This is a genomic window from Sphingobium estronivorans (assembly GCF_008692605.1).
In the GTDB taxonomy this organism is placed as follows: Bacteria; Pseudomonadota; Alphaproteobacteria; order Sphingomonadales; family Sphingomonadaceae; genus Sphingobium; species Sphingobium estronivorans.
In genome coordinates this window covers 1-23,925 of sequence record NZ_LFCT01000008.1, presented here as the reverse complement: position 1 = coordinate 23,925, position 23,925 = coordinate 1, and the positions used below count along the sequence as shown (strand labels likewise).

20 protein-coding genes and 2 tRNA genes are annotated in these 23,925 nt (G+C 65.2%); 15 read left to right on the top strand and 7 right to left on the bottom strand.

Annotated features, from left to right (window positions below; all coding sequences use genetic code 11):
* Positions 1 to 76 precede the first annotated feature (76 nt).
* The gene (gene gltB / locus F7P65_RS07405; protein ID WP_150291117.1) at positions 77 to 4,615 is read left to right on the top strand and encodes a glutamate synthase large subunit; all 4,539 of its coding nucleotides are present in this window, start codon (positions 77 to 79) and stop codon (positions 4,613 to 4,615) included.
* A gap of 9 nt (positions 4,616 to 4,624) precedes the next feature.
* Here gltB and F7P65_RS07400 read toward each other — a convergent pair whose 3' ends face one another.
* Positions 4,625 to 5,101 carry a hypothetical protein gene (locus tag F7P65_RS07400; protein ID WP_150291116.1) on the bottom strand — a complete coding sequence of 159 codons (477 nt, stop codon included), beginning with the start codon at positions 5,099 to 5,101 and terminating at the stop codon, positions 4,625 to 4,627.
* A 136-nt stretch (positions 5,102 to 5,237) separates the two neighbouring features.
* Here F7P65_RS07400 and F7P65_RS07395 point away from each other — a divergent pair.
* From F7P65_RS07395 to F7P65_RS07345, 11 genes are all read left to right on the top strand, one after another.
* Positions 5,238 to 5,324: transfer RNA gene (locus tag F7P65_RS07395), tRNA-Leu, on the top strand.
* Positions 5,325 to 5,556: 232 nt separating this feature from the next.
* On the top strand, positions 5,557 to 6,342 hold the full coding sequence (gene lptB / locus F7P65_RS07390; protein WP_150291115.1) for an LPS export ABC transporter ATP-binding protein: 786 nt from the start codon (positions 5,557 to 5,559) through the stop codon (positions 6,340 to 6,342).
* 51 nt (positions 6,343 to 6,393) lie between these two features.
* Positions 6,394 to 7,914: an RNA polymerase factor sigma-54 gene (gene rpoN, locus F7P65_RS07385; RefSeq protein WP_150291114.1), complete on the top strand. Its 1,521-nt coding sequence runs from the start codon at positions 6,394 to 6,396 to the stop codon at positions 7,912 to 7,914.
* Between the two features lie 52 nt (positions 7,915 to 7,966).
* Positions 7,967 to 8,818 carry a D-amino-acid transaminase gene (locus F7P65_RS07380; RefSeq protein WP_150291113.1) on the top strand — a complete coding sequence of 284 codons (852 nt, stop codon included), beginning with the start codon at positions 7,967 to 7,969 and terminating at the stop codon, positions 8,816 to 8,818.
* 239 nt (positions 8,819 to 9,057) lie between these two features.
* A complete protein-coding gene (locus tag F7P65_RS07375; protein WP_150291112.1) occupies positions 9,058 to 10,062 on the top strand; it encodes a MarR family transcriptional regulator in 1,005 nt (334 codons plus the stop codon).
* Between the two features lie 86 nt (positions 10,063 to 10,148).
* Positions 10,149 to 10,224: transfer RNA gene (locus F7P65_RS07370), tRNA-Val, on the top strand.
* Between the two features lie 314 nt (positions 10,225 to 10,538).
* Positions 10,539 to 10,766, top strand: a complete 228-nt coding sequence (locus F7P65_RS07365; RefSeq protein ID WP_150291111.1) for a zinc-finger domain-containing protein — start codon at positions 10,539 to 10,541, stop codon at positions 10,764 to 10,766.
* Positions 10,767 to 10,811: 45 nt separating this feature from the next.
* The gene (gene tldD / locus F7P65_RS07360; protein ID WP_150291110.1) at positions 10,812 to 12,254 is read left to right on the top strand and encodes a metalloprotease TldD; all 1,443 of its coding nucleotides are present in this window, start codon (positions 10,812 to 10,814) and stop codon (positions 12,252 to 12,254) included.
* A gap of 55 nt (positions 12,255 to 12,309) precedes the next feature.
* Positions 12,310 to 12,885 carry a DUF924 family protein gene (locus F7P65_RS07355; RefSeq protein ID WP_150291109.1) on the top strand — a complete coding sequence of 192 codons (576 nt, stop codon included), beginning with the start codon at positions 12,310 to 12,312 and terminating at the stop codon, positions 12,883 to 12,885.
* A 161-nt stretch (positions 12,886 to 13,046) separates the two neighbouring features.
* Entirely contained in the window at positions 13,047 to 13,385 is a 339-nt protein-coding gene (locus F7P65_RS07350) for a P-II family nitrogen regulator (protein ID WP_013847864.1), read from the top strand.
* A gap of 11 nt (positions 13,386 to 13,396) precedes the next feature.
* Complete coding sequence (locus F7P65_RS07345) at positions 13,397 to 14,737, top strand: ammonium transporter (protein WP_150291108.1); 1,341 nt, start codon at positions 13,397 to 13,399, stop codon at positions 14,735 to 14,737.
* A 124-nt stretch (positions 14,738 to 14,861) separates the two neighbouring features.
* On the opposite strand, the gene F7P65_RS07340 is transcribed toward F7P65_RS07345, so the two are convergent.
* Complete coding sequence (locus tag F7P65_RS07340) at positions 14,862 to 15,443, bottom strand: LOG family protein (protein ID WP_150291107.1); 582 nt, start codon at positions 15,441 to 15,443, stop codon at positions 14,862 to 14,864.
* Positions 15,444 to 15,457: 14 nt separating this feature from the next.
* Positions 15,458 to 16,939, bottom strand: coding sequence for a phytoene desaturase (locus tag F7P65_RS07335; RefSeq protein ID WP_150291106.1), 1,482 nt, complete (start codon positions 16,937 to 16,939; stop codon positions 15,458 to 15,460).
* Between the two features lie 168 nt (positions 16,940 to 17,107).
* On the opposite strand from F7P65_RS07335, the gene F7P65_RS07330 reads away from it, so the two are divergent.
* Positions 17,108 to 17,380, top strand: a complete 273-nt coding sequence (locus tag F7P65_RS07330) for a metal/formaldehyde-sensitive transcriptional repressor (protein WP_150291105.1) — start codon at positions 17,108 to 17,110, stop codon at positions 17,378 to 17,380.
* Positions 17,377 to 18,390 (top strand): CDF family Co(II)/Ni(II) efflux transporter DmeF, encoded by a 1,014-nt coding sequence (dmeF, locus tag F7P65_RS07325; protein WP_150291104.1) that lies wholly within the window; start codon positions 17,377 to 17,379, stop codon positions 18,388 to 18,390. Before F7P65_RS07330 ends, dmeF begins: the two co-directional genes overlap by 4 nt.
* A gap of 308 nt (positions 18,391 to 18,698) precedes the next feature.
* On the opposite strand, the gene F7P65_RS07320 is transcribed toward dmeF, so the two are convergent.
* From F7P65_RS07320 to F7P65_RS07305, 4 genes are all read right to left on the bottom strand, one after another.
* Entirely contained in the window at positions 18,699 to 19,883 is a 1,185-nt protein-coding gene (locus tag F7P65_RS07320; protein WP_150291103.1) for a BaiN/RdsA family NAD(P)/FAD-dependent oxidoreductase, read from the bottom strand.
* Between the two features lie 2 nt (positions 19,884 to 19,885).
* On the bottom strand, positions 19,886 to 20,314 hold the full coding sequence (locus F7P65_RS07315; protein ID WP_150291102.1) for a protein tyrosine phosphatase family protein: 429 nt from the start codon (positions 20,312 to 20,314) through the stop codon (positions 19,886 to 19,888).
* Between the two features lie 63 nt (positions 20,315 to 20,377).
* Positions 20,378 to 22,150 (bottom strand): DNA helicase RecQ, encoded by a 1,773-nt coding sequence (gene recQ, locus F7P65_RS07310; RefSeq protein WP_150291101.1) that lies wholly within the window; start codon positions 22,148 to 22,150, stop codon positions 20,378 to 20,380.
* Between the two features lie 38 nt (positions 22,151 to 22,188).
* Complete coding sequence (locus F7P65_RS07305) at positions 22,189 to 22,503, bottom strand: hypothetical protein (protein WP_150291100.1); 315 nt, start codon at positions 22,501 to 22,503, stop codon at positions 22,189 to 22,191.
* A gap of 96 nt (positions 22,504 to 22,599) precedes the next feature.
* Between F7P65_RS07305 and F7P65_RS07300 the strand changes: the two genes are divergently transcribed.
* Positions 22,600 to 23,721 carry a serine hydrolase domain-containing protein gene (locus F7P65_RS07300; protein ID WP_150291099.1) on the top strand — a complete coding sequence of 374 codons (1,122 nt, stop codon included), beginning with the start codon at positions 22,600 to 22,602 and terminating at the stop codon, positions 23,719 to 23,721.
* Positions 23,722 to 23,925: the final 204 nt, after the last annotated feature.

Sequence of the window (23,925 nt, the reverse complement as noted above, 5' to 3'; positions counted from 1 at the left end):
GTTCGAGCTTGTCGAGAACGTGGCACCGATAGTCTTGAGACAAGCTCGAACCGAACGGAACGACGAGGAGGCATTGATGGCCCACACCCCCTTCATGGCGAGCGCGCAGGAGCGTGAACGTCTGGCCCGCGAAGGCATGTATCATCCGGAGATGGAAGGCGATGCCTGCGGCGTCGGCCTGGTCGCCGCGACGGACGGCCGCCCGAGCCGCCGCGTGGTCGCTTCGGCCATCGATGCGTTGAAGGCGGTCTGGCATCGTGGCGCGGTCGACGCGGATGGCAAGACCGGCGACGGCGCGGGCATCCATGTCGACCTGCCGGTGCGCTTCTTCGACGATGCGATTGCCGATTCCGGCCACAAGCCGCTGCCCAACCGTCTGGCCGTGGGCATGATCTTCCTGCCGCGCACCGACCTGTCGGCGCAGGAAACCTGCCGCACCATCGTCGAGGCCGAGATCATCGACGCCGGCTACACCATCTATGGCTGGCGTCAGGTGCCGGTCGACGTCTCCGTCATCGGTGAGAAGGCGCAGCGCACCCGTCCCGAGATCGAGCAGATCATGATCGCCGGCCCCATGCCGGAAGAACGCGATCAGGCCGAGTTCGAAAAGGACCTCTACCTCATCCGCCGCCGGATCGAGAAGAAGGTGATCGCCGCGCAGATTCAGGATTTCTACGTCTGTTCGCTGTCGTGCCGCTCGATCATCTACAAGGGCCTGTTCCTCGCGGAATCGCTGTCGGTCTTCTACCCCGACCTGCAGGACGAGCGGTTCGAGAGCCGGGTGGCGATCTTCCACCAGCGCTATTCGACCAACACCTTCCCGCAATGGTGGCTGGCCCAGCCTTTCCGCACGCTGGCGCACAATGGCGAGATCAACACGATCCGCGGCAACCAGAACTGGATGAAGAGCCACGAGATCAAGATGGCCTCGCTCGCCTTCGGTGAGCAGTCGGAGGACATCAAGCCGGTGATCCCGGCCGGGGCCTCCGACACCGCCGCGCTCGACGCCGTGTTCGAGGCGATCTGCCGTTCGGGCCGCGATGCGCCGACCGCGAAACTGATGCTGGTCCCCGAAGCCTATCAGTCGGCCAGCGCCGAACTGCCGCAGGCGCATTCGGACATGTATGAATATCTCGCTTCCGTGATGGAGCCGTGGGATGGCCCCGCCGCGCTGGCGATGACCGACGGCCGCTGGGTCGTGGCGGGCGTCGACCGCAATGCGCTGCGCCCCCTGCGCTACACGCTGACCGGCGACAATCTGCTGATCGTGGGTTCGGAAACCGGTATGGTCGTGGTGCCTGAAACCACCATCGTGCGGAAGGGCCGCATGGGTCCGGGCCAGATGATCGCCGTCGACCTGCAGGAAGGCGTGATCTTCGACGACCGCGAGATCAAGGACCAGATTGCGGGCGAACGCCCCTATTCGGAACTGATCAAGGACTTCATGACGGTCAATGATCTGGGCGATGCGGCCACTGCCTTGCCCGCATGGGACAAGGCCGAGCTGACCCGCCGTCAGGTCGCGGCCAATCTGACGCTGGAGGATATGGAGCTGATCCTCGCCCCGATGGTCGAGGATGCGAAGGAAGCTGTCGGCTCGATGGGCGACGACACGCCGCTCGCCGTCATCTCCGACAAGCCGCGCACGATCAGCCATTTCTTCCGCCAGAATTTCAGCCAGGTCACCAACCCGCCGATCGATCCGCTGCGCGAGCGGTACGTGATGAGCCTGAAGACGCGCTTCTCCAATCTCCACAATATATTGGAGCAGGACGCGCAGAACAGCCATGTGCTGGTGCTGGATTCGCCAGTGCTGACCTCGTCCGAATGGGCGAAGCTGAAGGGGCATTTTGGCCCGGCCGTCGCGGAAATCGACTGCACCTTCCCGGCCGAGGGCGGACAGGAGCAGCTTCGCGCCGCCATCGCCCGTATCCGTGAGGAAGCCGAGCAGGCGGTGCGCGAAGGCCGCACCGAGATTTTCCTGACCGACGAGCATGTCAATGCGGACCGCGTCGCCATCGCCGGCGTACTGGCGGCGGCGGCTGTCCACACCCATCTCGTCCGCAAGGGTCTGCGCAGCTACGCCTCGATCAACGTGCGCTGCGCCGAAGCGCTCGACACCCATTATTTCGCGGTGCTGATCGGCGTCGGCGCGACCACGGTGAACGCCTATCTGGCCGAAGCCAGCATCGCGGATCGCCATGCGCGCGGTCTGTTCGGCGACCTGGCGCTGGACGCCTGCTTCGAACGCTATCGCGTCGCGATCAACGAAGGTCTGCTGAAGATCATGTCCAAAATGGGCATTGCGGTCATCAGCTCCTATCGAGGCGGTTATAATTTCGAAGCGGTCGGCCTGTCCCGCGCGCTGGTCAACGACCTCTTCCCGGGCATGCCCGCGAAGATTTCGGGCGAGGGCTATCAGTCGCTCCACTACAGCGCGAAGCTGCGCCACGAAACCGCCCATGACAGCGCGGTGGTGCGCCTGCCGATCGGCGGCTTCTACCGCCAGCGCAATGGCGGCGAGACGCATGCCTATTCGGCGCAGCTGATGCACCTGTTGCAGACCTCGGTCGCGACCGACAGCTATTCGACCTATCTGCAATTCTCGCGCGGCGTGCGCGATCTGCCGCCGGTCTATCTGCGCGACCTGCTGGAGTTCAACTTCGCCCGCGAGGCGGTGCCGATCGACGAGGTCGAGGCGACCACCGAAATCCGCAAGCGCTTCGTGACGCCGGGCATGTCGCTGGGCGCGCTCAGCCCCGAGGCGCATGAGACGCTGGCGATCGCCATGAACCGTATCGGCGCCAAGGCCGTGTCGGGCGAAGGCGGCGAGGATGCGAACCGCTTCAAGCCCTATGAAAATGGCGACAATGCGAATTCGGTGATCAAGCAGATCGCGTCGGGCCGCTTCGGCGTCCATGCCGAATATCTGGGCAGCGCCGAGGAAATCGAGATCAAGGTCGCGCAGGGCGCCAAGCCCGGCGAGGGCGGCCAGCTCCCCGGTTTCAAGGTGACCGAGTTCATCGCCAAGCTGCGTCACGCGACGCCCGGCGTCACGCTGATCTCGCCGCCGCCGCACCATGACATCTACTCGATCGAGGATCTCGCGCAGCTCATCTACGACTGCAAGCAGATCAACCCGCGCGCCCGCGTCTGCGTGAAGCTGGTCAGCCAGGCCGGCATCGGCACCGTGGCGGCGGGCGTGGCGAAAGCCCACGCCGACGTCATCCTGGTCGCGGGCCATGTCGGCGGCACCGGCGCTTCGCCGCAGACTTCGGTGAAATATGCCGGGACGCCGTGGGAAATGGGCCTCAGCGAAGCCAATCAGGTGCTGACGCTGAACGGCCTGCGCCACCGCGTGAAGCTGCGCACCGACGGCGGGCTCAAGACCGGCCGCGACATCGTGATCGCGGCGATCCTGGGCGCGGAAGAGTTCGGTATCGGCACGCTGAGCCTCGTGGCGATGGGCTGCATCATGGTGCGTCAGTGCCACAGCAACACTTGTCCCGTGGGCGTCTGCGTCCAGGATGAGAAGCTGCGCGAGAAGTTCACCGGCACGCCGGAGAAGGTCATCAACCTCATGACCTTCATCGCGGAAGAGGTGCGCGAGATCCTGGCGCGTCTGGGCTATCGCAGCCTGGACGAAGTGATCGGGCGGACGGAACTGCTGAAGCAGGTCAATCGCGGCGCCGAGCATCTGGACGATCTCGACCTCAACCCGATCCTCGCCAAGGTGGACGCACCCGACGATCAGCGCCGTTTCAGCCTGACCGAATGGCGCAACGCCGTGCCGGACAGCCTGGACGCGCAGATGATGAAGGACGCCCGCGCGGTGTTCGAGCGCGGCGAGAAGATGCAGCTCACCTATACGGTGCGCAACACGCACCGCGCCGTGGGCACCCGCCTGTCCGCCGCCGTGACCGAAAAATTCGGCATGTCGACGCTGGCCGATGGGCATCTGACCGTGCGCCTGCGTGGGAGCGCGGGGCAGTCGCTGGGCGCCTTCCTCTGCAAGGGCATCAAGCTGGAAGTCTTCGGCGATGCCAACGACTATGTCGGCAAGGGCCTGTCGGGCGGCATCATCACGGTGCGCACGACCGTCTCCAGCCCGCTGTCGAGCAAGGACAACACCATCATCGGCAACACCGTCCTCTATGGCGCGACCAGCGGCAAGCTGTTCGCGGCGGGTCAGGCCGGGGAACGCTTCGCCGTCCGCAACTCGGGCGCGCAGGTGGTGGTCGAGGGCTGCGGCGCCAATGGCTGCGAATATATGACCGGCGGCACGGCGGTCATTCTGGGCAAGACCGGCGCGAATTTCGGCGCGGGCATGACCGGCGGCATGGCCTTCATCCTCGATGAGGACGGCAGCTTCCCGACGCGCGCCAATCCGGAAAGCATCGTCTGGCAGCGGCTGGAAAGCGCCCATTGGGAGGGAGAGCTGAAGGCCCTGATCGCCCAGCATGCGGTGGCGACCGACAGCAAATGGTCGAACACCATCCTTGACGACTGGGACCGTTGGCGCCGCTATTTCTGGCAGGTCTGCCCGAAGGAAATGGTCAGCCGCCTGGCCCATCCGCTGAGCGATGCGCAGGCCGAAGTGGTCGCCGCCGAATAAGCGGACGGATCAATAAGACCAAGCAGCGTCCGCCGGGGCTTCCTCGGCGGGCGTTTTGCTGTTCTGGACCTGGGCTATCCTGACCGGCTCCCGACGATCCTCGCTCTCGTCGGCCGCGAAGCGTTCGACCGCCGCGGGCAGTGTCCGTGCCGTGACCGGCGGCGGGGATTCGCCTTCGTCCACCGGAATCGCTTCGTCCTGCTCCGCATAATCGCGGACCACCGGATCGCTCATGCCGTCCCAGCCCGCCCTATCCGCAGCCATTTGCCGGTCGGCCAGTGTCGGCCCGCAGCCTTTGCAATCGATGACGGCGGGACCGGCCAGGCTCGCCGAATCATCGGGCGCGCCTTGCGCCACCGCTGCTTGCGGCAACGGCGTTTCCAGTGCCGCTCTGGGGGGCGTGGTGACGTAAAGACCCAATCCATAGCCGCCGATCAGCGCCGCCCCCGCGCAAGCGGAGGAAAATAACCAGAAGCGGGCAGACATGGGATGACCCTTCCCTCACCATTTGTTGTCCACCCAAAATAACGCAGATGCAGATAGGTTGTTGCATGACCAAATAGCCTTTGCTAAGGGCCGCCTCCTACCAAGGCACCGGCCACGCCGGTTTCCCTGTTGATGTGCGGTCGTGGCGGAATTGGTAGACGCGCAACGTTGAGGTCGTTGTGGCCGAAAGGCCGTGGAAGTTCGAGTCTTCTCGACCGCACCATTTTTCAAACCATCGGGATGATCCTTGCCTTCGGGCAGGCCTGTTTTGGCTGACAATCGACATTGAAAGCGGGCGGGCCAGTCCCAATCTTGCCGCGGTTCATGGCCTTAAGGACCGGCAAAGACCATTTTCCCCTTGCCCCGGCGGCAATCCCATGCACAAAGCTTGCCAATTGCCGCGCGGGGACAGGGCACAGCCCCGTGATTAACCATCCGGCAGCAAGGATGATGTGATGGACGACGTGATGATGCAGGACAAGACAACCCCGGCATCGCCCCTTGCCCCGCATGAGGTGGGGGAGGGCCTGTCCGTCATCTCCATCGCCAAAAGCTATGACAAGCGCGTTGTGCTGGCCGATGTGTCGCTCACCGTCGGCAAGGGCGAGGTGGTCGGTCTGCTCGGTCCCAATGGCGCGGGCAAGACGACCTGCTTCTATTCGGTCATGGGGCTGGTGCGGCCCGACCATGGCCGCATCGTCCTCGACGGGCAGGACATCACCGGGCTGCCCATGTATCGGCGCTCGATCCTGGGCCTGGGCTATCTGCCGCAGGAAACCTCGATCTTCCGGGGCCTCACCGTCTCCCAGAATATCAGCGCGGTGCTGGAACTGGCCGAACCCGACAAGGAGGCGCGCGCCGCGCGGCTGGAGCAGTTGCTGGGCGAGTTCGGCCTGACGCGCCTGCGCGATTCCTCGGCCATGGCGCTGTCGGGCGGCGAGCGCCGCCGCTGCGAAATCGCCCGCGCGCTGGCGGCCAATCCCTCCATCGTGCTGCTGGACGAGCCCTTTGCCGGCATCGATCCGCTCTCCATCGCGGATATTCGCGATCTGGTGAAGCAGTTGAAGACGCGCGGCATCGGCGTTCTGATCACCGACCATAATGTCCGCGAGACGCTGGAAATCGTCGACCGCGCCTGCATCATCTATGACGGCAAGGTGCTGTTCGCGGGCAGCCCGACCGAACTGGTGGCCAATGCCGATGTGCGACGGCTCTATCTGGGCGAGAATTTCTCGCTCTAGCATGACCGGCACGTGGCCCTTTCCCCGTTTTGACGGCAAGGGCAGCGGCTGATGGCGCTCGCACCCCGCCTCGACCTGCGGCAGAGCCAGTCGCTCGTCATGACGCCGCAGCTTCAGCAGGCGATCAAGCTGCTGGCGCTCTCCAATCTGGAAATCGAGGCTTTTGTTGCGGGCGAGCTGGAAAAGAATCCGCTGCTCGAAACCGGCGGTCCTGCCGAGGATGTCGCGCCGCCCGCCGCCGACGGCATCGACCGGGACGTGGAGGCCCACGCCGTCGCGGCGGAGGTCGGCGCAAGCGACCAGTTGATCGGGCAGGGGCTGGGCGGCGCGGATTCGCCACTCGACGTCGATTATGGCGCGGAAACCTTCATCGACAATGGACCGGGCGACCGGATGGCGGGGCCTGCGGGCGGGTCGAGCGGCATGGACCTGTTTTCCTCCGGCAGCGGCGAAGCGCCCGATTTCGACAGTTTCGCCAATCCCGAACAGGGGTTGCAGGAACATCTGATGAATCAGGCCCGCGCCGCACTGACAGGCATGGACCTGCTCATCGCGACCCAGTTGATCGGGCAGATCAGCGAAGCGGGCTATCTGGAGGCCAATCTGCTGGAGACCGCCCATGCGCTGGGCGTGCCGCTCCAGAGGGTCGAGCATGTGCTGGGTGTAATTCACAGCTTCGACCCCAGCGGCGTGGGCGCGCGGTCGCTGGCGGAATGTCTGGCGCTGCAGGCGAAGGACGCCGATCGCTACGATCCCTGCATGGCGAAACTGCTCGCCAATCTCGACCTGCTCGCCCGGGGCGCCCTGCCCCAGCTGCGCCGGATCTGCGGCGTGGACGAGGAGGATATGGCGGACATGATCCGCGAGCTGCGCGGCTATGATCCCAAGCCCGGGCTGCGCTTTTCCCCTGACAGCACCGCGCCGGTGACGCCCGACCTGTTCGTGCAGGCCACGCGCGAGGGCTGGGCGATCGAGATCAACAGCGCCACCCTGCCCCGCCTGCTGGTCAACCGCAGCTATTATGTCGAACTGGCTTCCGGCCCACAGGACAAGACATCCAAAGCCTGGTTGGCGGATTGTCTGGCCAGCGCCAACTGGCTGGTGAAGGCACTCGACCAGCGGCAGAAGACCATCATCAAGGTCGCCAGCGAGATCATCCGCCAGCAGGAGGATTTCTTCCGCAAGGGGGTGGAATATCTGAAACCCTTGACCCTGAAGGCGGTGGCCGACGCGATCCAGATGCACGAATCGACCGTCAGCCGGGTGACGTCGAACAAATATCTGTCCTGCCCGCGCGGCCTTTATGAACTCAAATATTTCTTCACCAGCGGCGTCGCGGCAGCGGGCGGCGACGGGGCAGTGTCGGCCGAGGCGGTGAAGAGTCATATCAAGGCGCTGATCGGCGCCGAGACGCCCGATGCGATCCTGTCCGACGACACGCTGGTCGACCTGCTGCGCGCCAAGGGCATGGACATTGCCCGGCGCACCGTCGCCAAATATCGGGAATCGATGGGCATCGGCTCCTCCGTGCAGCGGCGGCGGCAGAAGGCGTTGCGCGGGCAAGCGGCTTGACCCCGAAGCCCCGTGAAGCCAGACGGCCCGCTTCATAGCAAGGGATCGCATCATGTCCGTCGCCTATCTGAACGGCCGCTTCGTGCCGCTGGACCAAGCCCAGATTTCCGTGCTGGATCGCGGCTTCCTGTTCGCGGATGGCATTTATGAGGTCGCGGCGGTGATCGACGGCAAGCTGGTCGACAGCGCCTCCCATCTCGCCCGGCTGGAACGGTCGACCGGCGCGATCGGCATTGCCCTGCCGCTCTCTCTTGCGGAGATTGAGGCGGCGCAGAAGGAACTGGTGGTCCGCAACGCGCTGAGCGAGGGGCTGGTCTACCTTCAGATCACGCGCGGCGCCGATGCGACCCGCGACTTCCTGCCCTCGCCCGGCATCCAGCCGACGCTGGTGATGTTCACCCAGGCCAAGCCCTTTCTGGACGTGCCCGCCGTGCGCAAGGGCATAAAGGTGGCGACCATGCCCGATCTGCGCTGGGCGCGACGCGACATCAAGAGCGTCGGATTGCTGGCCCAGGCCATGGCCAAACGCGCCGCCGCCGACGCGGGCGCCCAGGAAGCCTGGATGGTCGAGGACGGCTTCGTGACCGAGGGCGCCTCCTCCACCGCCTTCATCGTCACGGACGAGGGCATCGTCACCCGGCCCTATAGCCATGCGGTGCTGGCGGGCTGCACCGGCGCGGCGCTGGGCGCGCTGGCGGAGGAAAGCGGCATCGCTGTCATCCGCCGCCCCTTCACCGTCGCGGAAGCGCTCACGGCGAACGAAGCCTTCATCACCAGCGCCTCGACCCTCTGCCAGTCCGTGGCGGCCATCGACGACCAGACCATCGGCGACGGCACGCCGGGCCCGGTCGCGAGGCGGCTGCGCGCGCTCTATATCGACTTTGCCCGACGCACGGCGGTCTGAAACCGGCCTGAGATTCGAGAAAAGCGGCTGGATCACGCAAAACTTGATCCATTTCGGATGCAGTCCGATTCCGCCATTTCGGCGGTCAAGGACGCTCCATTTCGGTGTTCCGCTACGGCAGCCCTGCGAAACGCAGGCTGGAAATCTGTCGTTCGGCGCTAAATTCTCCATATCGGAGAAGGGTTTGGCTGCGTAATGGCGCCTTTGCGATAAGCTGCGGCCAACACAGGGAGATGGGCATGGGAACGGATCAATCGGATATCGGCTTCGGCGCCTTTCTGGATCAGCCCTTCGGCGCGAAGGACGAGCGGCCAGGCCTGCTGATCCTGGCCGATGACGTCTATCTCGACGATGCCGAAACATTGAGCCGGGCAGCGGGCCTGCGCCTGCTGGGCGCGGTGCCGCTGGATCAGGCGTCGATGCGGCTGGACGTGCAGATCGGCTGCGACGTCATCCTTTGCTTCTGTCCGTCGCCGGATGCCATGGTCGAGCGGCTGCTCGTCCAGATCGAAACGCTGGCGATGCAGAATGACATGCCGGTCATCATCGTGGCGGGGCTGGATACCATCGACCTTGCCTATGCCTGCATCCGCAGCGATCGCACCCAGTTGCTCTGCATGCCCGCCCATGCCGATCTGGCCGCCGCCCTCCTCGCCGCCGCAAACGGCGCGCAATCGCATAGCGTCCATGAGGCGAACCGGGACAGCGAGGGCATCAGGTTGCAGCAATTGAGCGAAGAGGTGAGCCGCCTGGCCCGCACGCTGGAGGCGCTGACGCTGCGGCCCCGCCATGCCACCCCCTCCTTCGAACTTGGCCCGCGCATTTCAGACGAGCCCAGCGACTATATCGGCATGCCCGCGCTGGAACCGATCGGCAGCGCGGACAAAAATGCCGATGCCGTGGAGATCGACGCCGCGCAGGTGCGCGACCTGCTGCGCGCGAGGCGGCTGCGCGATGATTTCCTGCCCGCCGACCTGTTCGCCGATCCCGCCTGGGACATGCTGCTGGACCTGCTGGCGGCGCGGCTGGACCATGAGCGGGTGTCGGTGTCCAGCCTGTGCATCGCGTCCGCCGTACCGCCGACCACGGCCTTGCGCTGGATTCGCACGCTCACCGAAAAGGGCTTTGTCCGGCGCCACGCCGATCCGCATGATGGGCGCCGCGTGTTCATCGCGCTGGCCGATCATACCGCCGAGGCAATGGGCCACTGGTTCTCCGCCAGCCGCCGTTTCCTGTGCGCATGACGAATATCGCCTTTTGGCGGCTTGACCAGCGGGCGGATTGCCGTAGATAGGCGCGCACCGACGGCCTTGCGGTCAGCATGGACATCGGGCGATTAGCTCAGTTGGTAGAGCGTCTCGTTTACACCGAGAATGTCGGCGGTTCGAGCCCGTCATCGCCCACCATCCCCTCCATTTTCCGAAAGCTGTTTGCCGGACGGCGCCGATGGTTTATGGTCCCGCCCGTCAGGCTTTTGCGAGGCACCCGATCCCATGTCTCTCACGGTCCTTTTCGGCGGTACGATAGCGCCCCTCTTGTTGATCTTGTCTCCGCTTTCGCTGGCCGCCGCCCGCGATTGCCTGGATTGGGAAGCGCCAAGCAAGGCCGTCGATGTCGCGACGAAAAAGCCGTGTCACAAGAAAAGACCGCCGCTGTTGCTGATGTAACCGGCTTTCGGGGATATTGCAGCGCACCGTCAGCGCTGCTAATCGGTGGCGCCATGATCCAGCCGCCTGAAATCATCCGAGTCACCAAGTCCCGCGTCTCCTGCGACGGATCGGGCGAAATCCCCGCCGCGCTCGGCCATCCGCGCGTCTTTCTTGAGATTGACGAGCATGGCTATATCGACTGCGGCTATTGCGACCGCCGCTTCGTGCTGGCGGGCGGGCCGGCCGACACGCCGGAAATTGCGGGGCTGCCGGATATTTCCTCGGGCGCCAGCCTGTAAACAAATCGGTTGGGCTTGCAGCCTGCCGCTCCTATATCGGGCGGCATGACCGATGCCGCTCCCCACTTCACTGACGCCCGTGGCCTGCTCTATCGCCCGGGCCTGCTCGACCCCGATGGCGCGCGCCGCCTGACCGCCGAAGCGCTCAAAAGCTGCGACGATGGCGAGCTGTACCTGCAATATCGGGCGAGCGAGAGTTTCGGCTTTGATGACGGTCGGCTGAAGACCGCCGATTATTCGACCGATGCGGGCTTCGGCCTGCGCGGCGTATCGGGCGAGATGACCGGCTTCGCCCATGCCAATGACATCAGCGAAGCCGCGATCCGCCGCGCGGCCGAGACACTGACGCTGCTTGACCCGGCGAAGGGCCAGCCCGCCCCGCCGCCCCAGCATACGAACCGCCACCTCTACACCGACGTCAATCCGCTGGAGATCGTGCCCTTTGCCGAAAAGGTCACGCTCTGCGCCGCCATCGACGCCGCCGCCCGCGCCCGCGACCCGCGCGTGGCGCAAGTGTCGGTGAGCCTGGCCGGAAGCTGGTCGGTGGTCGAGATCGTGCGCGCCGACGGCTTCACCGCGACCGACATCCGCCCGCTGGTGCGGCTCAACGTTTCCGTCATCCTGGAGGAAAACGGTCGGCGCGAGACCGGCGTGTTCGGCATCGGCGGACGCTATCTCTACGATCAGGTGATGGACCCCGCGATCTGGAACCGGGCGATTGACGAGGCACTCGCACAGGCGCGGGTCAATCTGCGCTCGGTGGCCGCGCCCGCGGGCGAGATGACCGTGCTGCTGGGGCCGGGCTGGCCGGGCGTGCTGGTGCATGAAGCCATCGGTCACGGCCTTGAGGGCGACTTCAACCGCAAGGGCACCAGCGCCTTCTCCGGCCGCCTCGGCGAGCGGGTCGCGGCTCCCGGCGTCACCGTGGTCGATGACGGCGCGATCCTGAGCCGGCGCGGCTCGCTCTCCATCGATGACGAGGGGACGCCGACCCGTGAGAATGTGCTGATCGAGGACGGCATCCTCAAGGGCTATATGCAGGACCGCCTCAACGCCCGGCTGATGGGCGTCGAGCCGACCGGCAACGGCCGCCGCGAAAGCTATGCCCATGCGCCGATGCCGCGCATGACCAACACTTTCATCAAGGGCGGCAAGGACGACCCGGAGGAACTGCTGTCGCGCATGAAGTCGGGCATTTTCGCGAAGAGCTTCGGCGGCGGGCAGGTCGATATCGTGTCGGGCAAGTTCGTCTTTTCCTGCACCGAGGCGTACAAGGTCGAGAATGGCAAGCTGGGCGAGCCGATCAAGGGCGCGACGCTGATCGGCGATGGACCGACCGCGCTGACCAAGGTGGTCGGCATCGGCCACGACTGGGCGCTGGACGAGGGCATCGGCATGTGCGGCAAGGCAGGGCAAAGCGTCCCGGCCGGTGTCGGCCAGCCGACGCTGCTAATGGAGGGGCTGACCGTGGGCGGCACGGCGACCTGAGGCACGCGCGCCGTGGGTTGAGGAACCGGACGACGCTTCCATCTTTGTCCCTGTTATGAACATGTTGACCGACAGTCATGATGCGGTGACGGCCGACTGGGCCGCGGCGCTGCTGGATTTCTGGTTCAATTGCGTCGGCGAGGCGGGCTGGTGGAGCCATGACCCCGCGCTGGATCGACAGTGCGCGACGCGGTTCGGCCATTTGTGGGCGGAAAAACGCACATTGCCCTCCGTCGATTTCCTTGAACGCGCCGACGACGCCTTGGCGGCGGTGCTGCTGTTCGACCAGTTGCCACGCAATATGTTTCGCCATTCGGCCCGAGCCTTTGCGACGGACGAACTGGCGCGGGACGTGGCACGCGGCGCCATCGCCCAGGGCTATGACATCCAGATCGGCGGCGCGGGGCGATTGTTTTTCTACATGCCCTTCCAGCACAGCGAAAATCTGGACGACCAGACACTGTCGCTCACTTTGTTCGAGGGCGCTGGCGACGCGCAATCGCTGGACTTTGCGCGGCAGCATCATGCGACCATCATGCATTTCGGACGGTTCCCCCACCGCAACGCCTTGCTCGGCCGTCCGACGCTTCCGGAAGAACAGGAGGCGGCCCGCCAGGGGGCCAGCTGGTAAGCCAGCGGACGCTGCCTAAATTTTAGGCAGGCAAGGATCACTGCCCAATTTTTCGGCGGCGCAGCAGGAGCTGCCGTGGGAAAACCCCGTATCATCGCGCCTTTTCGAAATTGGCACGGCCCTTGCGGAGATGTCGCTGCACACCATTAGAGGGGGGCGACATGAAACTTGTCATGGCTATCATCAAGCCGTTCAAGCTTGACGATGTCCGCGAGGCACTTTCCTCGCTCGGCATCGCCGGCATGACGGTCAGCGAGGTGAAGGGCTTCGGCCGCCAGAAGGGGCAGACCGAAATCTATCGCGGCGCCGAATATTCGACCAACATGGTTCCGAAGATCAAGATCGAGGTGGTCTGCGACGACGACCTCGCGCCGCGCGTCGTGGAAGCCACGCAGGCAGCGGCCAATTCGGGTGCCATTGGCGACGGCAAGATCTTCGTCCTCGATGTCGAGCAGGCGGTGCGCATCCGTACCGGCGAAACCGGCGAAACCGCTCTGTAAGGGGGGAATGAATGACCTTTTCCAAGACGCTTTGCGGCATCGCGGGGGCCATGGGCCTGTCGCTGTTCGCCGCCCTGCCCGCCTGGGCACAGGCCGCGCCCGCGGCCACCATTGACAAGGGCGATACCGCCTGGATGATGACCTCCACCGTGCTGGTGCTGGCGATGATCCTGCCCGGCCTCGCGCTGTTCTACGGCGGTCTGGTCCGCACCAAGAACATGCTGTCGGTCATGACGCAGATCGGCGCCGCGGCGTGCCTCGCCATGCTGATCTGGGTCGTGTACGGCTATTCCATGGCGTTCGGCCCGGATTATACCAGCGGCCTCAGCAACTTCATCTCGACCTTCGACAAGGCGTTCCTGAAGGGCATCACGCCCGCCTCGCAGGCGGCCACCTTCACTCCGGGCGTCGCAATTCCCGAATATGTATTCGTCTGCTTCCAGATGACCTTCGCCGCGATCACCATCGCGCTGGTGTTGGGTTCGGTGGTCGAACGCATCAAATTCTCCGCCGTGATGGTGTTCGCCGTGATCTGGCTGACCATCGCCTATCTCCCGATCGCGCACATGGTCTGGGCATCGAGCGGCCTGTTCTTCAAGGCAGGCGCGCTGGACTTTGCAGGCGGCACCGTCGTCCACATCAATGCCGGCGTCTCGGCGCTCGTGGCCTGCCTCATCCTCGGCAAGCGCATCGGCTATCCCAAGGAACCGATGGCGCCGCACAGCCTGACGCTGACCGGCGTCGGCACCGGCCTGCTGTGGGTCGGCTGGTTCGGCTTCAACGCCGGTTCGGCGCTGGAAGCCAATGGCTCGGCCGCCCTGGCGATGATCAACACCTTCGTCGCCACCGCTTCGGCCGCGCTGTTCTGGATGATCGCGGAGCGGGTCAACGGGCACAAGGCTTCAGCGCTGGGCTTCTGCTCGGGCATCGTGGCCGGCCTGGTCGCCGTTACCCCGGCTGCCGGCAACTCGGGTCCGTTCGGCGCGATCGTCCTGGGCGCTGTCGCCTCGGTCATCTGCTTCTACGCCGTCACCGTCCTCAAGCCCAAGCTGGGCTATGACGACTCGCTGGACGCCTTCGGCATCCACGGCATCGGCGGCATGATCGGCGCCATCGGCACCGCCATCGTCTACTCGCCCTCGCTGGGCGGTCCGGGCGCTGCGGATTATGACATGGGCGCCAAGCTGATCGTCCAGATCGAAGCGGTTCTGACCACCATCGTCTGGGCTTCTGTCGGCACGATCATCGCCATTACCATCGCCAAGGCGCTCACCGGCCTGCGGGTCAGCCCGGAAGTCGAATATGAGGGTCTCGACCTCGGCGAACATGGCGAGCGGGCCTACAACCCTTAAGTTCGGCAGGGCGGGCCGCCCAGAAAGGGGCACGGCCCGCCCGCCCCACCCTGTTCCTCCTGCGAACATGCCTCGGGACCGGTACGCAAGTATCGGTCCCTTTTTTAGCGGCCGGCCTGCCCTGTCAGAGCCGGTCGGCCTTCATCGCGAAGATGGTTTCATGCGGTTGATAGGCCGCCATATGATCGAGCAGCGCCTCGATGGCATTGGCGTGGATCAGGATGTTCGCATGCTGCGCCCGGATGAAGCCGGCTTCGACCATATGCTGATTGAAGGCGATCAGCCGGTCATAGAAACCCGCGACGTTGAGCAGGCCCACCGGCTTGTGATGATAGCCCAGCTGCGCCCAGCTGATCGCTTCCCACAGTTCGTCCATCGTGCCCACGCCCCCCGGCAGGGTGACGAAGCCGTCCGAAAGGTCGGTGAACAGTTGCTTGCGCTGATGCATGGTCTGGACGACGTGGAGTTCCGAGCAACCGCGATGGGCGACTTCGGCGCCGACCAGCGCTTCGGGGATGACGCCGATCACTTCGCCGCCCGCTTCCAGCGCCGCATCGGCGACCGCGCCCATCAGGCCCAGGCGACCGCCGCCATAGACGACGCCGATACCGCGCCGGGCCAGAACCTGCCCGACATGGCGGGCGGCATCGACATAGGCGGGGTCAGCCGGAGTGGCCGAGCCGCAATAGACAGCCAGTCTCTTCATACATCCTTCGATCGTTAAGCAAGGTCTTCCAGCATCAGCGCGGCGGTGGCCTTGGCGCTGCCGACCACGCCGGCTATGCCTGCGCCCGGATGCGTGCCGGCTCCTACCAGATAAAGGTTGGGAATGACATCGTCGCGATGATGCGCGCGGAACCAGGCGCTTTGGCTCAGCGTCGGTTCCAGGCTGAAGGCGCTGCCCAGATGCGCCGAAAGGTCGTGGCGGAAATCGGGCGGCGCATAATGGAATTGGGTCACGATGCGCGCGCGGATGTCGGGGATCAGGCGATGCTGGATCTCGTCGAGGATACGCTCGGCATAGACCGGGGCGAACTGGCTCCAATCGATCGGCAGCTTGCCCAGATGGGGCACCGGGGCGAGCGCAGAGAAGGTCGAATGACCATCGGGCGCCATCGACGGATCGGTGACGGTCGGGTGATGCAGGTAGAGCGCGAAATCCTGCGGCAGCACGCCATAATCGTAAATATCGGTCAACAGTCCCTCATAGCGTGGGCCGAAAAGGACCATATTGTGGGGGATGCCCGGCCAGCTTCCCCTGATGCCGAAATGCAGGACGAAGAGGCTGGGCGACCAGCGCTTGCGGCCGAGCCTGTCCGCCTGTTTCTGCCCGCGCGGATGGTGGCCGATAAGATCGCGATAGCTGTGCATCAGATCGGCATTGGACGCCACCACATCCGCCTCCCCTCGCCAGCCCGACGCGGTGCGCACGGCGACGGCGCGGTCACCATAGGTTTCGATCTGCACCGCCGGATCGGCCAGGCGCAGCATGCCGCCCAGCCGCTCGAAATGAGTCGCCATCGCCTGGACGAGACGGTTCGTGCCACCCTTCGCGAACCAGACCCCGCCATCCCTTTCCAGCTTGTGGGTCAGCGCATGGATGGCGCTGGCCTTCAACGGATTGCCGCCCCGCAGCAGCGTGTGGAAGGACAGCGCCTGCCGCAGCTTCTCATTCTTCACATGGGAGGAGACGACCGAATGGATCGAGCGCCAGGCCTGGCTCCTGGCCAGCCCGGGCGCGGCCCGGACCATCGCCGCAAAGTCGGGAAAAGCGGCCACGCCAAGCTTGCGATAGCCCTCCTCATACGCCCTGTCGGCATAAGCGAGGAAGCGTTCATAGCCCGACACATCCTCTGGATTGAGTTTGGCGATCTGGGCGCGGAGCGCGGTGTCGTCGCTGGAATAGTCGAAATTCGTGCCGTCGCGCCAGTTCAGCCGGCAGAAGGGCGAAACCGGGACGAGGTCCACATCCTCCGCCATGTCGCGACCGGACAGGCGCCACAACTCGCCCAGGCAATCGGGGTCGGTGATGACGGTCGGTCCGGCGTCGAAGACGAAGCCGTCCTTTTCCCACATATAGGCGCACCCGCCCGGCCGGTCGCGCGCCTCGATCAGCGTGGTATCGATGCCGGCGGATTGCAGGCGAACAGCAAGCGCGAGGCCGCCAAAGCCAGCACCGATGACAATCGCTTTCCTGTTCATCAGGGCCTGTTCATCAGGCTGAAGGGCTCATCAAGGCTCGCATGGCGCCCCTTATGGGGACCGGGGGCCGCCCGCACAAGATGCCTGTGCGTCCGGGGGAGGGAGAGGCCAACCCGAGGAAAATGCCCGGATTGTCTTCGGCCTGAATATAGTATAGGGGGGTATCCTATGCATATCATAACGGATCGGGACAAGCTGTTGGCGCGCGTGCGGCGGATCGCCGGGCAGATCGGCGCGGTGGAGCGGCAACTCACGGGCGATGCCGGCTGTTCCGAAACGCTGCAACTGGTCGCCTCCGTGCGCGGCGCGGTCGGCAGCCTGATGGAAGAATTGATCGAGCAGCATATGCGGGAACATGTCGCGCGACCGGGCATCAGCGACGCGGCCCGGAAAGCAGCGGCGGAGGAAATGTTGGCCCTGATCCGGCGCTACGGGAAATGAGCATGCACGACGATCATCATCCCCATGACGGCCATGCCCATGAGCCTTCTCTCGCCTTGCCCGCCGCCTTCACCAATGGCGATGGCGAGATAAGCCATTATTTCGACCATATCTACCTGACCGCCGGGCATGACCGGAATGCCCGGCGGACGCTCTGGGTCCTCTGGCTGACCGCCGCGACCATGGTGGTGGAGATCGCCTTCGGCTGGATCACCGGATCGATGGCCCTGCTGGCCGACGGGTTCCACATGGCGACCCATGCGGGCGCGATGGCGGTGGCGGCAGCGGCCTACAGCTATGCCCGGCGCCATGCGCGCAACCCGCGCTATACCTTCGGCACAGGCAAGGTGGGCGACCTGTCGGGCTTTGCATCGGCGCTCATCCTCGCCTTCACCGCCCTGTTCATCGCGGTCGAATCGGCGACGCGCCTGTTCCAGCCGGTGACGGTCGCCTTTGGGGAGGCCGCTCTCGTGGCGGTGCTGGGCTTGGTCATCAACCTGATCAGCGCGGTGATGCTGGGCCATGACCATAGCCATGATCACGGGCATGATGAGAACGGACATGATGGGAACGGGCACGATCAGGGCCATGATCATCACCACACCCATGCCGACAATAATCTGCGCGCCGCCTATGTGCATGTGCTGACCGATGCGCTGACCTCCATTCTGGCCATCGTCGCGCTGCTGGCCGGGCGCTATATGGGCTGGTGGTGGATGGACCCGGCAGTCGGCCTGCTCGGCTCCGCCGTCATCGCGAAATGGGCCTGGGGATTGATGAAGGACACCTCCGGAATCCTGCTCGATACCGCCGAACCAGCCCTGATGGCGCGGATCAAGGCGCTGACGGAGGCCGAAGGTGCAACGATTCGCGACCTGCACGTCTGGCGGCTCGGACCGCATGCCCACGCCGCGATCATCAGCCTGGCCCCCGGCGCCGACGCAGCGGCGGTGCGGCAGGCCGTGAACGCCCTACCCCGGATGGAGCATGTGACCGTCGAAACCGTCTGATACCATCGCGCTCGGTCTTCGACCGATCACAAGTGGGTTTCGCTCAGGCGCCGCGCGGGCTTTACCAAGGTCCGATGAGTCAAACTCATCGCGCCTCGGTATGACCCCGGAACGGGTTCATTTCCGGGCAGATGGGCCTCGATCCGCGACCGACGATATTTCTTTTCTTCAGTAGCTTCTTGAAACTGAATTCGATGTGCCTATTTTGGTGGCGTCCCGGCTTTCCTCCCCCCTCCGCCGGGACAATCCCTGAACAGCCCCGGCGTCCCTTGCGCCGGGGCTTCTTTTTTTGCAGCGTCCTGCGGGCGTCAGATCGCCTGCGCCGCCGCCCAGCCGCTGGCCCAGGCCCACTGGAAATTATAGCCGCCCAGCCAGCCGGTGACATCGACGGCCTCGCCTATCGCGTAGAGGCCGGGGACGCGGCGCGCCTCCATCGTCTGCGAGGAAAGCTCGGCGGTGGAGATGCCGCCAATGGTGACCTCGGCCTTCGCAAAGCCCTCCGTACCGTTGGGAAGGAAGGACCAGGCCGAAAGGCGGCGCTCTGCCTCCTGCAATTTGCGGTCGGGCAGATTAGCGAGATCGCCAGGGAGTGCGAGGCGTTCCTGAAGCGCGTCGGCCAGACGATCCGGCAAATGGTTGCGCAACAGACTGGCCAGCGTGCCGCGAGGCCGCTCGCGCTTGGCGTCGGTCAGCCAGCCCTGCGGTTGGTCGGGCAGGAAATCCAGGGCGATCGCCTCGCCATGACGCCAGTAGGACGAGATTTGCAGGATCGCCGGGCCGGACAGGCCGCGATGGGTGAGCAGGGCCGCCTCGCGAAAAGCGGTCTTGCCGTGGCGGGCAATCACCTCGGTGGAGACGCCGGAAAGCGCGCGGAAGAGCAGGTCGTCGCCGCCCAGCGTCAGGGGAACCAGCGCCGGACGGGGTTCAACGATCTTCAGTCCGAATTGACGGGCGAGGTCATAGGCAAAGCCGGTCGCACCGATCTTCGGGATGGACGGGCCGCCGGTGGCGATGACCAGCGCGGGGGCCGTGGCGGTCCGGCCGCCATGGGTGACGCTGTAGCGGCCATCCGCATGGCTGACGGAGGCTATGGCATGATCGAGGCGCAGGGTAACGCCGCCCGCCTCGCATTCCGCCAGCAGCATGGCGACGATCTGCCGGGCGCTCTGGTCGCAGAAAAGCTGGCCCAGGGTCTTTTCGTGCCAGGCTATGCCGTGCCGTTCGATGAGGGCGAGGAAATCCTGCGGCGTATAACGGCCCAGCGCCGATTTCGCGAAATGCGGATTAGCCGACACATAGCGGTCGGGCGCAGTATCGATGTTGGTGAAGTTGCAACGCCCGCCCCCGGAGATCAGGATCTTCTTGCCCGGCTGGTCGGCGTGATCGATGACCAGAATGCGCCGACCCCGCTGACCGGCCATGGCGGCGCACATAAGGCCAGCGCCGCCAGCGCCCAGAACGATGGCGTCATAGGAGTCGGACGGGTTGGACAAGATCAGCCTGCGGCGAGCGCGTCCATGATCTGGCGCACGGGCGTGACGTCATAGCCCGCCGATGCCGCCTGCTCGGTAAGGGCGGCCGGATGATCGCCCGCACGGGCACGGGTCAACGCCCAGAGCAAGGTGCTGCGCGTGCCGGAGCGGCAATAGGCAAGAATCTTGCCTTCGCCCGCCTGATCGAGCGCGGCGGCCATGCCGTCGAGTTGCCACGGGGCGAAGCCGCCATGGGCGACGGGGACGGCGGCATAGGCGATCCCGGCGGCCTGAGCGGCGGCTTCGATCTCCGCGCCGTTGGTCTGGCCCGGTTCCTCGTCATCGGGGCGGTTGTTGACGATCATGGTCACGCCCAGCGCCTTGGCTTCCGCCACCTGATCGACGCTGATCTGTGGGGAGACATAGAGGCTTTTGGTGATCTGGCGGAACATGGGCGGGACTCCTTCTTGGCCGATGCCATGCGCCTGTGGGGCCGTCGATTCAAGCGGAAAGGATCAGGCGTAGGGACGGATCGCCGCGAGGAAAGCATCCCCATAGGCATCGAGCTTGCGCTGGCCGATCCCGCTGATGTGGCCGAGTTCGGTCAGGCTCGTCGGGCGCTGCTCGGCCATTTCGCGCAAGGTCGAATCGTGGAAGATGACGTAGGGCGGCACCCCCGCCTCCTGCGCCAGTTCGCGGCGGCAGCTACGCAGCGCTTCGAACAGCGGATCGCCGACCGGATTTTGAGCGTTCCCATTGCGGGCGCTTTTGCGGCGGCGATCCCTGCGGGGCGGCAGGACCAGGCTGACCGCCTCCTCCCCGCGCAGGATGGGGCGGGCATTGGGGCCGAATGCCAGCCCGCCATGCTCATTGGTCTGGAGCGCGTCGCGCACCAGCAAGGCGCGGGAGACGGGACGGAGCAGCGCCGTTTCCTCGCCCTCGACAATGCCATAGACGGAGATTTTGTCATGGCCGCGCTCGCGGATCTTGTCGGTGACGGCGCCGGTCAGCACCTGTTCGATATGGCCGACGCCGAAGCTCTGGCCGGTGCGGTAGACCGCCGAGAGGAACTTCTGGGCGGTCTGGCTCGCGTCGATGCTGGCTGGCGGGTTGAGGCAATTGTCGCAATTGCCGCAGACTTGCGGCGGATCTTCCCCGAAATGGCGGAGCAGGATGGCGCGGCGGCAGGTGCCGGTTTCGACCAGCCCGCCGAGCGCCGTGATGCGGGCGCGCTCGCCCTGCTGACGTGTCGGGTCGAGTTCGCCGATCCGCTGCCGTGCGCGGGCGAAATCGTCCGCGCCCCAGAAGAGATGCGCCTCGGCCGGCTCGCCATCGCGCCCGGCGCGGCCCGATTCCTGATAATAGCCCTCAATCGACTTGGGCAGGGCGGCGTGGGCAACGAAGCGGACGTCGGGCTTGTCGATGCCCATGCCGAAGGCGATGGTGGCGACCATCACCATATCCTCGCTGGCGATGAAGGCGGCCTGGTTGGCGGCGCGCACCTGCGGGTCCAGACCCGCATGATAGGCGCGGGTCGGGCGGCCGGTCTTGCCAAGGGTTTCGGCCAGCTTCTCGGTCGCGGCGCGCGTGGGGGCGTAAACGATGCCGGGGCCGTTCTGACTGGCGATAAGGTCGGAAAGCTGGCGCGGCAGGCCATCGCGCGGGTGGACCGCATAGCGGATATTGGGACGGTCGAAGCCTGCAATGATGAGGCCCTCGCGCGGGATGCCGAGCTGGACGAGGATGTCGTCGCGGGTGTGATGATCGGCCGTGGCGGTGAGCGCAAGGCGCGGCACATCCGGAAATTCGTCGAGCAGCGGGCGCAACAGACGATAATCCGGGCGGAAATCATGGCCCCATTCGGAGACGCAATGCGCCTCGTCGATGGCGAAGAGGGCGATCTTCGTGCTGCGCAGGAGGTTGCGGAACCCCTCCCCGCTGGCGCGTTCCGGGGCGACATACAGCAGGTCGAGGTCGCCATTGCGCAGCCGGTCCTGGGTCTCGCGCCAGTCGGCATCGACGCTGGTGAGGCTGGCGGCGCGGATGCCGACCGCCTGCGCCGCGCGTAGCTGGTCGTGCATGAGGGCGATCAACGGCGAGACGACGACGCAACAGCCGTCGAGCGCCACGGCAGGAAGCTGGTAGCAGAGCGATTTGCCCGCACCGGTCGGCATGATCGCGAGCGTCGGCTGGCCGCTCATGATGCGGCCGACCACCTGTTCCTGCACGCCCCTGAAACCCGGAAAACCGAAAACATCGTGGAGGAGTGTGGGGATGTAGGGACGCATGGGGACGGCTCTAACGGCTCAATCGGCGGAGGGCCAGCTTAGGGTTCGAGGAGACAACCCCAGCCCTGACGATAACGGGCAGTGCGGGAGGCGAACAGCGGGACGGCGGCGTTGACGGCTTTCGCTTCGGGCAGGTCCTTCAGCGAAACGGCCCACATGCCCGGTTCCTTGTCACCCTGGCAGCTTTTCATCGAGCGGCCCTCGACATAGCGGCAGGAGCAGGCGACCCGCGCGCCGAAGCCCACCCCGACCTGGGCCCGTGCGCGCAGGGTGCTCCAATTCCAGACAAGCAACGCCAGCGGCAGCAGGGCCACGATGACGATCCCATAAGTCCATTTCCGGCGGCCGGACATGCTGCCCCTTCCTGTGCACCATGGATTGTTCGATGTCGCACTTCCCAAGGCGGCGGACCATTTCGCCCGCCTCGAAAATGCTCTAGGGCGCGGCTTATGAAGCTTGAGCGGGACAGCGTAAAGCGCCTTGGCGCGATCGGGGGCGTTTTGGCGGTGCTGGCGGCGGCCAGCCTGTGGACCGTGCACGCCGCAGGACCCGAACCGGTCATCCATATCGCCGGCGATTCAGATGTGGATGCAGCAGCGCTGGGGGCCGCCATCGATCCGCTGTTCGACGATAGCGTCGGCGAGACGCGGGCGCTGATCGTCATGCATGACGGCGAGGTCGTGGCCGAGCGCTATGCGCCGGGCTTCGGCCCGCACACCCGGCTGCTGTCCTGGTCCATGGGCAAGAGCGTGACGGCGGTGCTGATCGGGCTGATGGTCGCCGACGGACGGCTGGCGCTCGATTCGCCGGTTCCGGTGGCGGCCTGGGGCCAGCCCGGCGATCCGCGCGGGCGCATCACCCTGCGGCAGCTTCTGGCGATGACCTCCGGCCTCGACCATGTCGAGGATGCGGAACCCCTGCCCCAAGCCGACACGGTGCGGATGCTGTTCACCGACGGGGCGCAGGACATGGGTGCCTTTGCCGAGGCGAAGCCGCTCGCCCATGCGCCCGGCACGGTCTTTTCCTATTCGACCGGCAGCACGATCATCCTCACCGACCTGATGACGCGGATGCTGACCGACAGCGCCGATCCCGATGTGCGGCGGCGGGCGATGCAGATGTTCGTCGATGGACGGCTGAAAATTCCGGCGCGCCTCACCAGCCTGACCGTCGAATATGATGCCGCCGGGACGATGATCGGCGGCAGCTTCATGCATATGACGGCGCGGGATTATGCGCGCTTCGGGGAACTGCTGCGCAATCATGGACGTGGGATTGCCGGGCATCAGATCGTGCCGGAAAAGTGGATCGATTATATGCGCACGCCCTCGCCTCGCAATGCGGCCTATGGCGCGCATCTCTGGCTCAACCGGAACAGCGCGGACAGCGCGCTGATGCCGGGGCGCGCGCCGCGAAGCCTGTTCGGCGGCGTCGGTCATGACGGTCAATATCTCTTGGTCTCGCCATCGCAGCGGCTGACCGTGGTGCGGCTGGGCATGTCCCCCACCAAGGAGCAGCGCGACGCGGTGAAGGACGGCCTGGCCAAGCTAATAGCGCTTTATGCGCGTTAGAGCATATTCCGTCTGAATCCATCAGATCGGATGCTCTTCCCGAGCTGGCAGATAATTGTTCCCAACGAAGCCCGAAAATTCCTCAGGACGTTGACATGAAAATCGGGAAATAATGGTGCCGGGGACGACATCGAATTGGTACCACAAACATTTGAAATAAAACGAAATTATCACACTTGACTGAGGTGGCCTCGCCTTCTTGGA